Consider the following 16870-nt stretch of genomic DNA (forward strand, 5'->3'; position numbering starts at 1 on the left):
ACCGGCCGTTCGGCGCTCAGACGGCCGTGGCCAGTTCGGCGAACTCCGCGTCGGACAGTGTGACGAGCGCGGCGGCGGTGTTCTCCTCCAGATGGGAGACGCTGGACGTGCCGGGAATCGGCAGCATCACCGGTGAGCGGTGCAGCAGCCAGGCGAGGGCGAGTTGGGACGGGCTCACGCCGTGTTCCTTCGCCGCCATGTCCAACGGACCCCCGGGACGCGCCAGTTCACCGGTCGCCATCGGGAACCAGGGGATGAAGCCGATGGAGCGGGACGCGGCGTACTCCAGGACGTCCTCGGCACCGCGGTCGGCCAGGTTGTAGAGGTTCTGGACGGAGACGATCTCCGCGAGGTCCCGCGCCCGCCCGAGATCGGCGATGCTCACCTCGGAGAGGCCGATATGGCGGATCTTGCCCTCCTGCCGGAGGCTGATCAGTTCGCCGAGCTGGTCGGCGAGCGGCACCTGGGAGTCGATGCGGTGCAGTTGGAAGAGGTCGATGCGGTCGACGCCGAGGTGACGCAGGCTCAGTTCGGCTTGCTGACGCAGGTATTCGGGGCGCCCGATGGGATGCCACTCCCCCGGTCCGGTACGGGCGAGCCCGGCCTTGGTCGCGATGACCAGGTCGGACGGGTACGGATGCAGGGCCTCCTTGATCAACAGCTCGGCGACGAACGGACCGTAGGAGTCCGCGGTGTCGATGAGGTTGACCCCGAGGTCCACGGCACGGCGCAGCACACGCACCGCTTCGGCGGGGTCGTTCGGGCTGCCCCAGACGCCGGGGCCCGGGAGCTGCATGCTGCCGTAACCGAGCCGGTTGACGACGAGATCGCCGCCGATGGCGAAGGTGCCGGACGCGTCGGCGGGGCGTTGGGTGGTGGGAGCACTCATGATCATCCTCCGGGACGAGGGAGCACCGGGTGCGGGGAGCACAGGGTGCGCGGGTGCTCCTACCAGCTTTCACCCTCATCCCGGGGGCGTCTTCCGTAGCCCGATTATTCGAACAAATGATCGGGCTAAGAGGGCAGACGAGTACCGGAGCCAACGGAGGGTGATCCGGGGCTCAAGGGAGGATCGAGTCGACGTAACCGCCGTCCACGCGCACGGCGCCCCCGGTCGTGGCGGACGCCTGCTCCGAGCTGAGGTAGACGACGAGGTTCGCGATCTCCTCGGGTTCGATCAGCCGCTGCAACAGCGACTGCGGCCGGTACTCCCGCATGAACGCGCGCTGCGCCTCCTCCCACGGCAGCGAAGGGTCCACCAGCTCGCGCACGAAGTCCTCGACACCGCGCGTATGAGTGGGACCGGCGATCACCGAATTCACGGTGACACCCGTACCGGCGGCCTCCTTCGCGAAGCCCCGGCCGACCGCGAGCAGCGCCGTCTTGGACATGCCGTAGTGGATCATCTCGACCGGAGTCGCCACGGCGGAGTCGCTGGCGATGTACTGGACGCGGCCCCAGCCCCGCTCCATCATCCCGGGCAGATAGGCGCGGGTGAGACGGACCGCCGCGAGGACGTTGATCTCGAAGTAGCGGCGCCACTCCTCGTCGCTGATCTCCAGGGCCGGCCGGACGCCGAAGATGCCCAGGTTGTTGATCAGGATCTCGACGCCCGGCATCAGCTCCACCGCACGGGCCGCGCCCTCCTCCGTACCGAGATCCGCCGCGACCGGGACACACTCCGCCTCCGGCACCTCGACCAGGAGTCGCGCCACGGCCTGCTCCACCCGCGCGGCGTCCCGCCCGTTGACGCCGACGCGGGCGCCGGCGCGTGCGAGCCCGGTGGCGACGGCGGCGCCGATGCCCTGGGTCGATCCGGAGACGAGGGCGGTACGGCCCTCAAGGTTCAGCTGCATCAGCGTCGCTCCACATCCGCTCGGGCCGGCAGGGACTGCTCCGTCCAGACGATCTTGCCGGATGCGGTGTAGCGCGTGCCCTGGTGCTGGGTCAGCCGGGTGACGATCGACAGACCGCGGCCTCCCTCGTCCGTCGCCTTCGGCCGGCGTCGATGCGGGCCGGAGCCGCTGCTGTCGGAGACCTCGCAGATCAGCACCCGGTCGTCCCGTATCAGGCGGATCCCGATGGGTCCGGTGGCGTAGCGCAGCGCGTTCGTGACGAGTTCGCTGACCACCAGGGTGGTGCTGTCCGCGAGGTCGTCGAGCGTCCAGGCCGCCAGTCGGGCACCGGCCCAGGCGCGTGCGTCGGCGACGGCGGCGGGGTCCGGCGGCAGGGTCAGCGTGGCGACGTGGTCGGTGTTCAGGGCCCGGGTGCGGGTCAGGAGGAGGGTCCGGTCGCCGTCCGGGGGCAGGTCGCGCAGGAGGTGGCGGAGCGGTCGCGACGTGTCCGGCCCGGGGCCGAGCCCGTCCACCGCGCTGTCACCGGCCGGGCACAACCCTTCGGTGCCGCCGCAGCTCAGAAGCAGCAGGCTGCCGGAGGGGGCGGAGAACTCGGTGTTCTCGTACGGCTCGCACGGCCCGTACGGCCCTTCATCGGTGCCCAAGGGGGCATGCGCGGCGAGGCCGGGGGCGCTGACGCCGCCGTCCGGGTGGGCGACCAGCACGGTCGGACCGCCTGCCCGCGCCGAGACACACAGCTCGGTGGCGGGGTCGTAGATCACGTAGAGGCAGCTCGCGCCGGTCCGGTCCGGGTCGTCGGGGGCCGGGCCGGGAGCCGGGTGCTGCCGGGACAGGCGGGTCACCACGTCGTCCAGGTGCGCGAGGAGTTCGTCGGGCGGCAGGTCGAGGGCCGCGAGCGTGGTGATCGCGGCTCTCAGCCGGTTCATGGAGGCGGCGGCGCGCACCCCGCTGCCCTCCGCCGCGCCCACCACCAGGGCCACCCGCGCGCCGGCCAGCGGCAGAACGTCGCACCACTGCCCGTCGGGGGCCCCGGCCGGAACCTGCCCGTGGACCGCTTCCAGCGCGCTGACCGCCGGAAACCCGTCGGGCAGCGAGCGCCGCAGGAGTCGTACGAGCGCGTCCTCCTCGGTACGGCGGCGCTCCCTGTCCAGGCACAGCGCCGCGTCGTCCGCGAGGCGGCCGGCTTCCCGTAGATCGGCTTCGTCGAAGGGGGTGGACCCGGTCCGCCGGTAGAGGACGAACAGGCCGAGGACCACGCCCCCGACCGTCAGCGGGAGGACGAGTGCGGAGTGGGCACCCGCCGCGCGCAGCAGGCGTGCGCGGCGGGGATCGCGGGCCAGCCATCCGGCGTCACGGTAGAGGTCGTGGATCAGGCGGGGGCGGAGATCGGACAGGGCGTGACGGTACGGGGTCGCGGGCGGGATCAGGCTCACCTCGCCGACGGCGTAGGCGCCGCGTGCCGCCGCCCCCCTTCGGCTCAGGAAGGCGGCGCGGCGCAGCGGGACGGTCGCGTCGACAGGGCCCGGGGGCGGCGCGGCGCCGTGGAGCAGGAGGTCGAGCACGTCGACGGAGGTGGCGTCGGCCAGTTTCGGCACGGCCGTGTCGGCGAGCTTCCGGGCAACGCGGAACAGAGGCCGGGAGGCGGCGTCCGTCGTGGGTGCGGTGGTACGGGAGGTCATGGGCTGCGTCCTGGGAGGGTGACGAGGAACTGCACCCCTTCGAGGCTCCCGCGCCGGCGGCTTCCGGGCATCGGCACTGACCCGCAGCCGGTTCCGCGGCCCCGCACCCTGTTGGCTGCGGACCGGCCGCACAGGTGCCGCGGCTTCCCCGCAGCCCCGACCCTCCGGCTCTCGTGGCGGCGGCTTGAGACTTACGGTGGATCCATGGATGCCGACCGTGCGCTCGGTGGGGGGTATGCCGGGGCGCCTGCCCGTGGAGTTGCGGGGGTGCCTGGAGCGGGGGCTGCGGGAGTGCCTGCCCGAGGGACCACGGGGGTGCCTGAAGCAGGGGCCGCGGCGGGGGCGCCTGCCGAGGACTGGGTACGGTCCCCTGACGACCGGTCCTCAGGGGACTCCCCCCGTGAGGCCCCTGTGGACCGCCTGACCGTCGTGCTCGCGGACGATCACCTGGTCGTCCGTGCCGGTATGCGGCTCCTGCTCTCCGCCGACCCGGTGTTCGACATCGTCGCGGAGAGTTCCACGCTCGGCGAGACCCTGCTGGCCGTGGGCCGGTACCGCCCCACGGTGCTCGTACTCGATCTGACGCTGTCGGGGCAGTCCAGCCTCCGTTCGATCCCGGAACTCATCGCCGCGTCGCCCCGCACCCGGATCCTGGTGCTCACCATGCAGGAGGACCCCGCGTTCGCCCGCGAGGCCCTGCGCAACGGCGCCTCCGGCTATCTGCTGAAGGAAGCGGCGGCCGAGGAACTGCTCGGCGCGGCTCGCCAGGTCGCCGCGGGGGGCACCTACGTACAGCCCTCGCTCGGTGCCCGTCTCGCCGTCGCCGACCTCGGCCCGCCCGGCGCGACGACGGACGACCGTCTCACGGCGCGCGAGGTGGAGGTGCTGTCCCTGCTCGCCCGAGGCCACACCAACCAGGAGATCGCGGAGCAGGTGCATGTCTCCGTCCGGACGGTGGAGACACACCGTGCCAGGATCCGGGAGAAGCTGGGGGCCGAGACCAAGGCGGACCTGGTGACCGCCGCACGAGAACGCGGACTGCTGGCATGACCACCGCGACCGCGTCACGTGCCGGCGCCCGCACCCGCGCCGGTGCCGTCACGGAGGCGGCGGGCTCGGTCCTGCTGCTCACCGCTCTCGTCTGCGAGATCGCCGTGCAGTCGCTCCACGTCGAGTTCGCGTTCTGCCTCGCCGCGGGCGTCCTGTTCCTGGCCGCCGCCGTCCTCACCACCGAGGCCCGGCGGACCTGGCTGGCGGTCGTCAGCGCGCTGTCCCTGGTGATCGCCGTGGCCCTGCTCGTCCGCATCGTGGAGGCGCCGCTCCTCAACGGCCTGCACCTCGTGCCGCTCACACTGATCGCGTGCGCCGCCGCGATCGGACACCGTTCGGCGGTGCGCCACAGCGGTCTCGACCGGGAGTGGAGCCGGGCCCGCCGTGACGGAGAGGAACGCGAGCGGCGGCGCTGGGCCCGCGAACTGCACGACGACACCCTTCAGGAACTGGGCGCGGTCCAGATCGTCCTCGCGTCGGCGGCGTCCAGCAGCCGCCTCGACACCATGAAGGACGCCATCAACCAGGCGCGGCGCCTGATCGGCAACCAGATCACCTCGCTCCGCCATCTGATCGCGGAGCTGCGCCCTGCCGCCCTCGACCAACTCGGCCTGCGTCCCGCCCTCGAAGCCCTGTGCCGGAGCACATCGGAGAACTTCGGCATCGACGCCGAACTGCGCGTCGGGGCACACTGGGACGACCACGGCGCCGACCTGCCGCCCGACGCGGAGGCCCATGTCTACCGCATCGTGCAGGAAGCGGTGACCAACGCGGTCAAGCACGCCCGGCCCACCCGAATCGTCGTCGCGCTCGACAGCGACGACCACACCGTGTCGGCGAGGGTCACCGACGACGGCCACGGCATGGCCCCCACGACCGCGACGGCACCCGTCCGCACCCCACCACGGGCGACGGCCTCCGGAGGCGTGGGCATCGCGGCCATGCGGGAGCGGGCGCATCTCCTCGACGCGGACTTCACGGTGGAGTCGACCCCGCAGCAAGGCACGACCGTCACCGTGCGGGTACCCCGACCCGACGCGAACCACCGACCCGACCGAACCCGCGGGCGAAAAGAAGCGTAGAGCCGAACGGTCACCGCACGATCAGCGAGCTGAAGCCGGCCCGCCATCACGGTCCCTTCGTGGCGGAACGGGCGGCGGCTGTCAACGTTCCGGACGGGCGGCCATCGCCGATTGTCGCCATCAACACCGGGGACCGGTTCCCGGACATGACGGCCCGTCACTTCGTGATGAACGCACCGGGTGCCGGAAAACCCGCATGCGCCGGCTCGCACAGCTCTGCGACCATGCCGGGATGGGAGACGTTCTCGAATCGCTGGTCATCCGGCACACCCACCGCCTCCCCTCTCCTACGGGACCGACCGGACAGCCCGGAGTCACGGGACCCGACGGGGAGGGCGACATGGCGGCGCGGCAGTTCGACGCCGCGCTGATGTCCGTGGGCTTCAAGCTCTCGGCGGAACTGCTGGAGCACTTGTCACGCCTGTCCGGGGGCACGGTGGTCGACACCGCCGTCCGCGCGCTGGGCACCGTACGCGAGATGGTCGGCGACCACGTCCAGCACAACGCGTACTTCATCGACTTCCCGGCCAATGTGCCCGACACGTTCGACTTCTGGATGGGCTGCGTCGCCGACGCGCTCGCCGACGAGGCGTCGCGCGCGGGCACGCTCGCCCAGCTCCGGACCGGTGTCCTCGATCTGCTCACCCTGCCGACCTACGGCAACTACCGCCACACCTATGCCGAGATGCTCGCCGCGCACGACGAACTGATCGCCGCGACGGGCGACCGGCTGACGGTCCTGCATCTGGGCGGCGATCTGGCCGACGAGGTCACCTCGCTCTATCTGGCCCTGGCCGCAAGCACCACGCCGCTGGGCGACGACGGCCTGAGCGACCTGCGGATCCTTGCCGAGCACGGTGTCGACGGCCCCCAGCCCGAGGCGATCCCGATCCGGGAGAGCCGCGCCGTCGTCAACGAGGCCCGTCTGCGTGCGGGCGCGGATCTCCTGCTCGACACCGTCACCGATGTGCTCCGGCTGGCCTGCGCGCTGTCGGACGGTGACGTCACGCTCCAGGAGGCGACCCGGTTCCGCGGGCTGTCCCGACCGGTCCGCCGTGCCCTGCTCGCGGGCCTCGACGCCGTGGTCTCGGCGGCTCCCGCCAAACTCTCCGACGTCGCCGCGTACCGCGAGGACTGGAAGCGGCTCGGTGAGCGTCTGCACCCGCACGAGTACCCTCAATGGCCGTATGCCGCCGATGTGTTCGCCGTCGCCCGGGGCGAGAAAGAGGCACGGTCCTTCGACAGCCGGGCCGAGGAACTGCTCGGCCTCGGCGATGTCACCGGCACGGTGGAGTTGCTCAAGCTCGCGCCCGGGAGGCTGTTCCGGTCGCTGGACCGACTGCTGCGCACGGCCGGGACCGAGGCCGAGCGCGACGCCGTCGTGGCCGCCGCCCAGGAAGTCGCCCCGGGGGTCTCCGGCCGGGTCGTGCTGTCGGTCCGCGACCACTTCCACAACCGCGCCGGGGAGACCGGCGAGCGACGCGTCTTCGTGAACCGTCTCGGCCGGGCCTGGGTCACCACCGACACCCGCGCGCCCGTGCCGCCGCCGGCCCGCGATCGTCTGATCACGGTGCTCGACGACGAGGTACGGCGCCGTCTGCCGGCCCCGGGCCATCTGCTGATCGACCCGGGCGTCCTGGATGTCGCGGTCCCGCTCAGCGGCCGGGCGACCGCGTCCGGTCTCGGTGTGCTGCCCCGTGGCTCCGTCTCGCCGGTCGACGGTGAGTTGCTGCGCTTCTTCGTCTACTGGAAAGAGACCCATCACCGCACCGACTTCGACCTGTCCGCACTGATACTGGACGCCGGCTACCGGACCGTCACCTGGCTGTCGTACACCTCGCTCCGCGACGTCGAGGGTGAGCACTCCGGCGACATCACCGAAGCACCCGATGGGGCCTCGGAGTTCATCAACCTGCGCCTGGGAGCCGTGCGCGGAACGTACATCGTTCCGCAGGTCAACATCTACTCGGGGGAAGGCTTCGAGGAGGTCGAGGAGTCGTTCTTCGGCTTCATGCTCCGCGACGCCGAACAGAAGGGCCGGCCCTTCGAGCCGCGTACCGTGCGCATGAAGTCGGAGCTGCGCGGCCCCGGTCGGGTGGCTCTGCCGCTGGCGTTCCAGCGTACGAGTGACGGCCGCTGGGTCGCCAAGTGGCTGCATCTGTATCTCAAGGGCACCCCGTCGGCCAACCGGGTCGAGGACAACCGGGTGTCGGTCGCGACACTGCTGCGCCCCATCGTCGAGCGCGATGCCCTCACGGTCCGGTATCTCACCGGCCTGATGGCCGACAGCGCGACGGCCACGACCCTGTGGGACGGCGGGGCGGTACCGGACGGCCCGGTCACGTATATAGGCATGGAACGCCCCGAGGGTCTGCACCCGGACTCCCGGGTCGTCACGCTGGAAAATCTGCGCGACCTGATCCCCGCCTGACTGCTACCTTGAGTCGTGGCGAGGCCATGAAAGGGCTTCCTTCTTCATCCTCCTTAGATTTAGTCCTTTCGCTTTCCTCGCCTTCGACTTCGCGGCCCCGGGGCATTCCTGCCCCGGGGCCGCGTCGTCTCCTACCGGTACTCGACGGTCAGGGTCGCCGAAGTGTCCTTGTTGACGAACAGATAGGCCGCCGCCGTCTGATCCGCCCCGAAGCGCAACCGGAGTTGTGTGGTGCCGGTCCGGTTGATCGCGGAGAGTCCGGCCGCGGACAGATCGACGGAGTTCCTGCTCCCCGAGGTGAACGGCGGGATGTCGGCGGCGCCCGACGCGGTGGCGGTGGCCGCCCAGTCGGAGGGTTCGACGGAGCAGCCGCCGAAGCAGCCCGTCCGCACGTCGATGAGCAGCCGGTTGCCCGCCGGGCTCGCCCAGGGATCGCCCGCCCCACTGCTCCGGTTCACCGTCACGTAGGCACGGGTGATCGTCTTGTCCGCCGGGATGCGCGCGGTGTCGAAGGACAGCACGCTCCGGTTGAACTTGCCGTCGCTGCCCCGGCCGAGTGCCAGGCCGTACACGCTCTTGAGCGTACCGACGGCCGGGCCCGAACCGTCGGCGGCGGCCTTCACGTATCCGTCCTGCGCGTCCGTGCTCGCGATGACGACCTGGTTCTGCGCGGGAGGCGGCGTGTCACCGCTGACCGCCCGGACCATCGCCATGATCGTCTCGATCTGCTTGCCGCCGTGCCGAGCGTAGTCCGCGTCACCGAGGTAACCCCACCAGTTCCAGCAGCCGTTGGGGTTGTCGAGCGTGGCCGTGGGGACGGCCTGCGGGTACAGCACGATCAGATTGTTCGTGTCGGCGTACTCGTTGAGATGGGCCTGATCGATGAACCGCGTCCCGAACCCCTGGTAGGAATAGCCCTGTTTGCAGCCGTGCAGCGCGACCACGAGCTTGCACGTGGCGCCGTTCGCACAGCTCGACGGTACGTAGACGAAGCCCTTGTCGTCCATGGAGATCGACTTGGCGCTGCCGCCCGGCGTGTACGGGTTCTGGTCGAACTGGATCAGGGAGCCGCCGGGTGTTCCGCTCGGCGCGGCGACAGAGCCGATCAGATGTCCGAGCAGATCGCCCGGGGCGTCCAGACCGCAGTTGTTGATCCACGGATTCTGCGTGACCGTACAGGAGTTGGTCCCCAGCGGGCTGACCCAGGCGTGCCCGGCCGCCGTGGTCCTGTCGTAGCGGACCTGGGAGCCGAATCGTCCGTAGTAGGTGGAGAGAGCGTCGACCACGGGCCGTTTGACCGTCATGTCGTTGGCACCGCTGAACGCGTAGACCCGGTCGCCGGAGAGCTGGGCGACGGGGTCGATCAGGCCCTGGGCAGACCAGTCCCGGGTGGTCTGCTCCAGCCTGTCGAGCTGAAGGTCCTGCACGGTCTCCATGCAGGCGTTGAGAGCCTTGTTGAGGTCCCGCTGCGCGCAGTTGTAGGGGCCGGACGCGAAGACGCCCGAGCCGCTGAACGTTCCAGAGTACGCCACATGGAGTTGCGTGGCCATGTAGCCACCGGAGGAGATGCCGGCGGTGTAGGCGGCGTTGACGCGGTGGGGTTCGAGGGTTCCCGGTACGGGAGTTGCCGGGGTGACGGCTGTGGTTACGGGTACGGGTGCGGGTACTGGGGCGGCGGGGGTCGCGTCGGCCGCCGCGGAGGCTGGGAGCGTTCCTGCCCCGCCCCACAGTGCCGGTACCAGCACCGCCACCGCGGCCAGTCCGCGTAACCGCGCGGCGAAGGTCGATCTCATGGCGCCTCCTTGGGTGATCCGGGATCCGGGATCCGGTGATGTCCCGATGTCCCGGTGACCCGGAAGTTAGAGGCGTACGACAGGGGCTCATATGGGGTCGGCACCCACAATTCCCTCTCGCAGTGTGTCCGGCGGGAGTTGGGTGTGGCTGCCGGTGGTGGGGAGCTGGTCCAGCCGGTCACATGCCCTTCGCCGACCGGAAGGGCGCCGCGTCGGACGCGGGGGCGGTCGGCAAGGCGGTGGGCGCGGTCGTCGCCGGGGTCGTACGAGAACCAGGGCGGTGAGCCGGCCGGCGCGGGTGTGCGCGCCGGCCTGGCAGCTTCGCGGGACGACCGCCGTGCGTCACTGGGAGTCGTCGGAGACCTTGATGATCTCGCCGCTCTTGTCGACGGTGTGGGTCCGCCAGTACTTGTCCCACTTGTCGTCGACGTGCTTCGGCTCCTTGCCCTCGGGGTAGCGGACGAATCCCTTCGGCGGGTCCTCGCCGTTGGACGCGCAGGCGCTGCCGGTGCCCCCGATGGTCATGATCGGATACTCGCCGCCGCCGCACTTGGCGTCTTGCATCGAGCACCCGGTGGCCAGGATCGCGACGGTCGCGGAGGCCAGGGCCAGGCCCACAGCGGGCCGGCGAATCCGGCGCGCACCGTTGCCGGTGGAGCGGAGGCGGAGTCGGGTGGTCACGTTCACGGTGCGGTCTCCCCTGGTTGGCTGATGGCCCCAGCCTGCCCGAGGCGCGCCCCGCGGATCGTGAGTACGGCTACTCAGTTGGGGTCCGCTTAGGTACGCAATCGGTAAGGGAGTTGCTTCAGTTAGACCCCATCACTGAATCTCTTGACACCCTCACCGTTACGTTATACCTTCTAACTAAAGGGAAGCTCAGTAACTGAGCGCGGAGCACGGTGGAGGTCGTGATGGACGGTAACGCCGAGGAACTCGTCGAGGTCGTACTGCCGGGCAAGGTGGAGCCCGAAGGGCTGGAGATCCGGCATGGAGCTGTTCCCACCGCGGGGCCCGGCCAGGTCGTTATCCGGATGGAGGCGACCGGGGTCTCCTTCGCCGAGCAGCAGATGCGCCGCGGCCGGTACTACGACCAGCCGCCGTTCCCGTTCGTGCCCGGATACGACCTGGTCGGCAGGGTCGTGGCCACCGGTGAGGGCGTCGAGCGGGAACTGACCGGCACCCGGGTGGCCGCGCTGGTCAAGGTCGGCGGCTGGGCCAGCCACGTGCGCGTCGACGCGGCGGACGTGGTGCCGGTGCCCGACGGGGTCGGCGCGGCGGAGGCGGAGACCGTGGTGGTCAACGGCATCACTGCCTGGCAGATGCTGCACCGCAAGGCACGGGTCCGCGCGGGGCAGACGATTCTGGTGCACGGCGCCAACGGCGGGGTCGGCTCGGTCCTGGTCCAACTCGCGCGCGCGGCGGGCGTGAAGGTGATCGGTACGGCGTCCGCGCGCCACCACGACGCCCTGCGGGAACGGGGCGTCACCCCCGTCGACTACCGCACTGAGGACGTTCCCGTACGGGTCCGCGCACTCGCCCCCGGTGGGGTGGACGCCGTGTTCGACCACATCGGCGGCCGGAGCGCGGTCGATTCCTGGCACCTTCTCGCACCCGGCGGCACGCTCGTCTCGTACGGCAGCGCCTCCACCCGGGACGACGAGGGGTCCAAGCAGTGGCCCGTGTTCAAGCTGCTCGGCCGGGTCTGGGTATGGAACGCACTGCCCAATGGCCGGCACGCCTACTTCTTCAACGTGTGGGCCGGGCGGGCCCTGTCCAAAGACCGGTTCCGGGCCCGGCTGCGCGGCGACCTCACGCAGGTCTTCGGCGCCCTCCAGCGCGGCGACGTCACAGCACAGATCGCCGCCCAACTCCCCCTCACCCGAGCCGCCGACGCCCTGCGCCTCGCCGAATCGGGCACGATCGCGGGAAAGGTCGTACTCAACCCGTAGCGCCTCCGGGCAGGGCAACAACAGGGCTTCTGAGAGCGATACTTGACGGTCACCTGAAGCCGCGCGGCTACACGCCGAGAGACACCACCGTCGCCGTCGTCTCGCCGTCCGGGGCCTCGTAGGTGACGGTGTCGCCGGTGTGGTGGCCGAGTAGGGCGTGGCCCAGGGGGCTGTCGGCGGTGACCAATGTCCGGTCCGGCTCCTCGGCCGCGTCGCCGATCTGGACCGTGTCCACGGTGCCGTCCGCGAACCGTAGGGCGACCGTGCTGCCCACGCCGACCACATCGGTGCGGGGCGGTCCGGCGAGGGTCGACTCTTCGAGCCGTACGTCGATCTCGGCGATACGGGAGTCCAGGTGGTCCAACTGGGTCGCGCGCTGTAACTCGTCGGCCTGGTCGGCGGTGTCCCCCGCCGAGTCCGTGCCGCCCAGGGTGGCCGCCACCGCCTCGCGTTCGACGCGCAGATCCGCGAGTTCCCGTTCGAGCGCCCGACGCCCTTCCGCGCTGATCGGCCCGGATTCACTGGTCATTCCTGATCCCACTTCGCAGGTCGAACTACGGGGTGCTGATGATCCATTCCGCCGTTTGTGAGCATAGTGGCCGCTTCGCCGCGGCGCGTGCCGAGTTCCGCCCGTCACTCGACTGGGCCCGCACCCCGCTTTCGCCACACGAACAGCGGAAAGCCATTACCGTTGTCGCTTGTGAACACGAGTCCCCGGTTGTCCCTGTCCGCGGTTCCACGGGTGGCCTTCTCGGTCGCCGGCGGAGCGGCGGTCGGGGTGGCCGTCGGATTCTCGATCGACGCACCGCTCGGTATTCTCAGCGGTATCGCCGCGACCGAGGCATTCTTCGTCGTGGCCGGCTGGATCGTTCTGTGGCCGATGGACGCCGCCGCCACCCGCCACAATGCCCGACGTGAGGATCTGCGGCCCGTAGCCGAGGAAATCGCCGTCGTCACGGCGGCCCTGTGCGGCCTGGTCGGCATCGTGGTGTTCCTGCTCGGCAACTCCGACACCACCCACGCCGCGACCGCCCTGATCGGTGTGTTCATGGCCTGGGCATCGCTGCACCTGATGTACGCCACCCGATACGCGTACCTCTATTACGAGGCATCCGCGGGCGGTATCGATTTCAACTCCGACCAGCCACCTGCGTACCGGGATTTCTTCTATTTCAGCTACAACCTCGGCATGACCTATCAGGTCTCCGACACCGATGTGTCGAGTTCGACGATCCGCGCGATGGCGCTGCGGCACACCCTTCTGTCGTATGTGTTCGGCACCGGAATTCTGGCCACGGCCATCAATCTCGTCGCGGGAATCTTCACCCACTGACCTGCTGTGGGACGGCGGCGGCGATCCGTTTGAGCAAGTACCGGGACCGTTGTAGCGTCTCGGAATATGGAGAACGAAACCCCGCGTGGCGAACGGACACCTGCCGGCGGCGAAGGTCCCGGCATCGAGAAACGGCCGTCCCAGCGCGCGTATCACCATCCGGCGGCCGGTTGGGGTGCCGCCAAAAGTGTGACGCGTGTCCTCATGCGGGAGCGCGCGCTGATCGACGGGCCACGCGCCATCTTCAAGATGAACCACGAGAACGGCGGCTTCGACTGCCCCGGCTGCGCGTGGCCCGACGACACCAAGGGCCTCAAGCTCGACATCTGCGAGAACGGCATCAAGCACGTCACCTGGGAGATGACGCCCAAGCGTGCGGGACGTGAGCTGTTCGCCGCGCACTCCGTGTCGGAGCTGGCGACGTGGACCGATTTCGCGCTGGAGGACACGGGCAGGCTCACGGAGCCGATGGTCTACAACGAGGAGACGGACCATTACGAGCCCATCACCTGGAAGGCCGCGTTCGACCTTGTAGGAAGCGAGCTGCGGGCACTCGACGGCCCCGACGAAGCCGCCTTCTACACCTCGGGCCGCCTCAGCAACGAGGCAACGTTCCTGTACCAGTTGATGGCCCGCGAATTCGGCACCAACAATCTCCCCGACTGCTCCAACATGTGCCACGAGGCGTCCGGACGGGCCCTGCGGGCATCGCTCGGCACCGGAAAGGGCACGGCCGACCTCGCGGACTGGGAGAGCGCCGACGCCCTGTTCGTCATGGGCGCCAACGCGGCGTCGAACGCCCCGCGCATGCTGACCGCGCTCGCCGACGCGTACCGGCGGGGCGCGCAGATCGTCCATGTGAACCCGCTGATCGAGGCAGCCGCGACCCGGACCATCGTCCCGCACGAGCTGGTCGACATGGCCCTGTTCAAGTCGACCCCGACCAGCACGCTCAACCTCCAGGTCAGGTCGGGCGGCGACATGGCCCTCATGCGCGGGATCGCCAAGGCGGTGATCGAGGAGTCCGCCACGGACCCGAAGGCGCTCGACCGCGAGTTCATCGACCGCCACACCCAGGGATTCGAGGAGTACGAGGCCCTGTGCGAGTCGACCCCGTGGGAGGAACTGGAGCGTCAGTCCGGGCTGTCCCGCGCGGACATCCTCAAGGCCACCGAGGTGTATTCGCGTGCCGACCGGACCCTGATCAGCTGGTGTCTGGGGGTGTCCCAGCACGAACACGGCGTGGACACCGTGCGGGAGATCGTCAATCTCCTGCTGCTGCGCGGGAACCTGGGGCGCGAGGGCGCCGGTCCTTCGCCGGTGCGCGGGCACAGCAACGTCCAGGGCAACCGCACCTGCGGCGTCGATCACCGGCCCACGCCCGAGTTCCTCGACCGGCTCGCCGACGTCTGCGGCATCGACCCTCCGCGTGAGCACGGCCTGGACACCGTCGGCACGGTCGAGGGGATGCACCACGGGACGGTCAAGGTGTTCGTCGGCATGGGCGGCAACTTCGCGATGGCCGCACCCGACACCGCGTACACCGCGCAGGGGCTGCGGCGCTGCCGGCTCACCGTCCATGTCAGTACGAAGCTCAACCGCAGCCATGTGGTCCACGGGCGGAAGGCGCTCATCCTGCCGTGCCTGGGACGGACCGAGAAGGACCATCAGCGCCGTGGGCTCCAGGCCACCTCCGTCGAGGACTCCATGAGCATGGTCCACCTGTCGCTCGGCATGAAGCGCCCGGCATCGCCGCATCTGCTGTCCGAACCCGCGATCATCGCCGGCATGGCACGGGCCACGCTTCCCGACAGCGCCGTGCCGTGGGAGCACTACATCGAGGACTACGACCGGATCCGGGACACCATGTCCCAAGCCCTGGACGGCTTCGAGGACTTCAACCGCCGCGTCCGGCTGCCCCTGGGGTTCCGCCTCAAGCAGCCGGCCCGCGAACTCGTCTTCCACACCCCGTCCGGCCGCGCCGAGTTCTCCACGGCTCCGCTGCCGGACGTCGTGCCGCGAGGCGATGTGCTGATCCTCCAGACGATGCGCTCACACGACCAGTGGAACACCACCATCTACTCCGAAGACGACCGCTACCGGGGCATCAAGAACCTGCGCACCCTCGTCCTCATGAACGCCGACGACATGCGCTCGCGCGGTATCACTCCCGGCAGCACGGTCGACATCACGGCCACCTCCAAGGACGGCAGCGAGCGCCGCCTCACCGGGTACCGCGCGCTGAGCTACGACATTCCGCGTGGCTGTGCGGCGGGGTACATGCCCGAGATGAACGTCCTCATCGGCACGGCCGACTACAGCAGGCAGAGCAATCAGCCCCTGATGAAGAACATCAAGGTACGCGTCACCCCCAGCGGCACCGATGCCGACACCGGGGCCGAGGACGCTCAGGCGCTGACGGCCACCCGGTCCCAGAGCCAGTAGAGGCTGACGACGACGATGGGTGCCGTCAGCGCGGGCAGCACCCATCGGTGGACCGGCGAACGGCGCAGCAGGAGCAGCAGCGGGAACACCACGGCGATGATGCCCAACTGCACTGCTTCGACACCGACGTTGAAGCTGAGCAGCGACACCAGCAGTTCCCAGGACCAGCTTTCGTCGATGCCGAGCGAACCCGCGAAACCCAGACCGTGGACGAGTCCGAACACGAACACGGTGGGCAGTCGCCAGCGCGCGTTGTCCTCGCGGTCGCGCAGCACGAAGCCCGCGACCGCGACGACGGCGATGGACGCGGCGATCACCGGTTCCACCACGGCCGCGGGCACGTCCACGACGCCGCACGCGGCCAGCAGGAACGTGATGCTGTGCGCGACGGTGAACGTGGTCGCGGTGAGCACGATGTCGCGCAGGCCACGGGCGCCGATGAGCAGCGACAACAGGAAGAGGATGTGGTCCAGGCCGAACAGCAGGTGTTCGGTGCCCAGCAGGAAGAACTCCCAGACCTGGTGGGACTCCTGACCGTCCGCTGCGGCGGCGGTCACGGAGGGGTCGGTGACCGTGAGGATCTGCGAGCCGCGCTGTCCGTCGATGTCGTAGTGCACGATCGTCCTCGTGCTGTGTACGAAGCTCTCGGCGTCAGGGAAGAGCGCGCTGCTGATGGTGACCGGTACGTCGGTGCCGCCCTGACAGGTGTAGGCGACGGTGAGCACGGCGTACGCGCGCTTGCCCCGGGTGCGGATGTCCGCGTCCCCCTCGGTGCGGGCGGTGCAGGCCGTGTCGTCGCGGGCGATCGCGAAGTGTCCGGTGACGTACGAGGACACCGCGTCCGCATTCAGCCGGAGTTGGCGCAGTTGCTCGGCGCGGTCCTTCGCGTCGTACGCATCGGCGTACAGCCAGGCCGACTTCATCAGCAGGTCGTATTCGAGGTCGAGGGTGGCCTCGGGGTGGGTGGCGCTGCCGGTGACCTCGGCGTAGGCGTTCGTGGTGGCGTCGTGCGCGGCGGCGGGGGCCGCCTGGAGCAGACCGGCGCCGAACGCCATGGCGAGGGCGGCGAGGACGGTGAGCAGGGCGCCGAGCGGCCGGCCGGGGCGGTGCGCGGGGGTGGGGGCGGAAGCGGGGGCGGGCGCTGAGGCCCGAGTCGGGGCCCGAGTTGGGACAGAAGTTGGGGCCGGAGGTGAGGCCGGGGGACGCATGTGGGCTCGGTTCTCCTGATCTGGGGACGGACGGCAGGGGCCCG

Annotated in this window: 13 protein-coding genes; 6 read left to right on the forward strand and 7 right to left on the reverse strand. The window is 70.1% G+C overall.

What is annotated here, in order from left to right; translation table 11 throughout:
• Positions 1-16: 16 nt before the first annotated feature.
• From ACFVT5_RS16630 to ACFVT5_RS16640, 3 genes are all read right to left on the reverse strand, one after another.
• Positions 17-889, reverse strand: coding sequence for an aldo/keto reductase (locus ACFVT5_RS16630; protein WP_389887303.1), 873 nt, complete (start codon positions 887-889; stop codon positions 17-19).
• A gap of 172 nt (positions 890-1061) precedes the next feature.
• Positions 1062-1856 carry an SDR family NAD(P)-dependent oxidoreductase gene (locus ACFVT5_RS16635; RefSeq protein ID WP_389887306.1) on the reverse strand — a complete coding sequence of 265 codons (795 nt, stop codon included), beginning with the start codon at positions 1854-1856 and terminating at the stop codon, positions 1062-1064.
• Positions 1856-3535: a SpoIIE family protein phosphatase gene (locus ACFVT5_RS16640; RefSeq protein WP_389887309.1), complete on the reverse strand. Its 1680-nt coding sequence runs from the start codon at positions 3533-3535 to the stop codon at positions 1856-1858. The genes ACFVT5_RS16635 and ACFVT5_RS16640 overlap by 1 nt, the downstream gene beginning before the upstream one ends.
• Before the next feature lie 411 nt (positions 3536-3946).
• Between ACFVT5_RS16640 and ACFVT5_RS16645 the strand changes: the two genes are divergently transcribed.
• The 3 genes from ACFVT5_RS16645 (at position 3947) to ACFVT5_RS16655 (ending at position 8098) form a co-directional block, all read left to right on the forward strand.
• Positions 3947-4585, forward strand: coding sequence for a LuxR C-terminal-related transcriptional regulator (locus ACFVT5_RS16645; RefSeq protein ID WP_389887312.1), 639 nt, complete (start codon positions 3947-3949; stop codon positions 4583-4585).
• Complete coding sequence (locus ACFVT5_RS16650; RefSeq protein ID WP_389887315.1) at positions 4582-5667, forward strand: sensor histidine kinase; 1086 nt, start codon at positions 4582-4584, stop codon at positions 5665-5667. The genes ACFVT5_RS16645 and ACFVT5_RS16650 overlap by 4 nt, the downstream gene beginning before the upstream one ends.
• Before the next feature lie 232 nt (positions 5668-5899).
• Positions 5900-8098: a hypothetical protein gene (locus tag ACFVT5_RS16655; protein ID WP_389887318.1), complete on the forward strand. Its 2199-nt coding sequence runs from the start codon at positions 5900-5902 to the stop codon at positions 8096-8098.
• A gap of 131 nt (positions 8099-8229) precedes the next feature.
• Here ACFVT5_RS16655 and ACFVT5_RS16660 read toward each other — a convergent pair whose 3' ends face one another.
• The gene (locus ACFVT5_RS16660) at positions 8230-9891 is read right to left on the reverse strand and encodes a PHB depolymerase family esterase (protein WP_389887321.1); all 1662 of its coding nucleotides are present in this window, start codon (positions 9889-9891) and stop codon (positions 8230-8232) included.
• Between the two features lie 342 nt (positions 9892-10233).
• Positions 10234-10578 carry an SCO0607 family lipoprotein gene (locus tag ACFVT5_RS16665; RefSeq protein WP_389887324.1) on the reverse strand — a complete coding sequence of 115 codons (345 nt, stop codon included), beginning with the start codon at positions 10576-10578 and terminating at the stop codon, positions 10234-10236.
• Positions 10579-10802: 224 nt separating this feature from the next.
• Here ACFVT5_RS16665 and ACFVT5_RS16670 point away from each other — a divergent pair, with 224 nt between their 5' ends.
• A complete protein-coding gene (locus tag ACFVT5_RS16670; RefSeq protein ID WP_389887327.1) occupies positions 10803-11840 on the forward strand; it encodes a medium chain dehydrogenase/reductase family protein in 1038 nt (345 codons plus the stop codon).
• 67 nt (positions 11841-11907) lie between these two features.
• On the opposite strand, the gene ACFVT5_RS16675 is transcribed toward ACFVT5_RS16670, so the two are convergent.
• A complete protein-coding gene (locus tag ACFVT5_RS16675) occupies positions 11908-12369 on the reverse strand; it encodes a GreA/GreB family elongation factor (RefSeq protein ID WP_389887330.1) in 462 nt (153 codons plus the stop codon).
• Positions 12370-12540: 171 nt separating this feature from the next.
• On the opposite strand from ACFVT5_RS16675, the gene ACFVT5_RS16680 reads away from it, so the two are divergent.
• On the forward strand, positions 12541-13173 hold the full coding sequence (locus ACFVT5_RS16680; protein WP_389887333.1) for a DUF1345 domain-containing protein: 633 nt from the start codon (positions 12541-12543) through the stop codon (positions 13171-13173).
• A gap of 66 nt (positions 13174-13239) precedes the next feature.
• Complete coding sequence (locus ACFVT5_RS16685) at positions 13240-15618, forward strand: FdhF/YdeP family oxidoreductase (RefSeq protein ID WP_389887336.1); 2379 nt, start codon at positions 13240-13242, stop codon at positions 15616-15618.
• On the opposite strand, the gene ACFVT5_RS16690 is transcribed toward ACFVT5_RS16685, so the two are convergent.
• A complete protein-coding gene (locus tag ACFVT5_RS16690; protein WP_389887339.1) occupies positions 15582-16826 on the reverse strand; it encodes a HupE/UreJ family protein in 1245 nt (414 codons plus the stop codon). The genes ACFVT5_RS16685 and ACFVT5_RS16690 overlap by 37 nt on opposite strands.
• Positions 16827-16870: the final 44 nt, after the last annotated feature.

Source organism: Streptomyces sp. NPDC058001, from assembly GCF_042886315.1.
Lineage (GTDB): Bacteria > Actinomycetota > Actinomycetes > Streptomycetales > Streptomycetaceae > Streptomyces.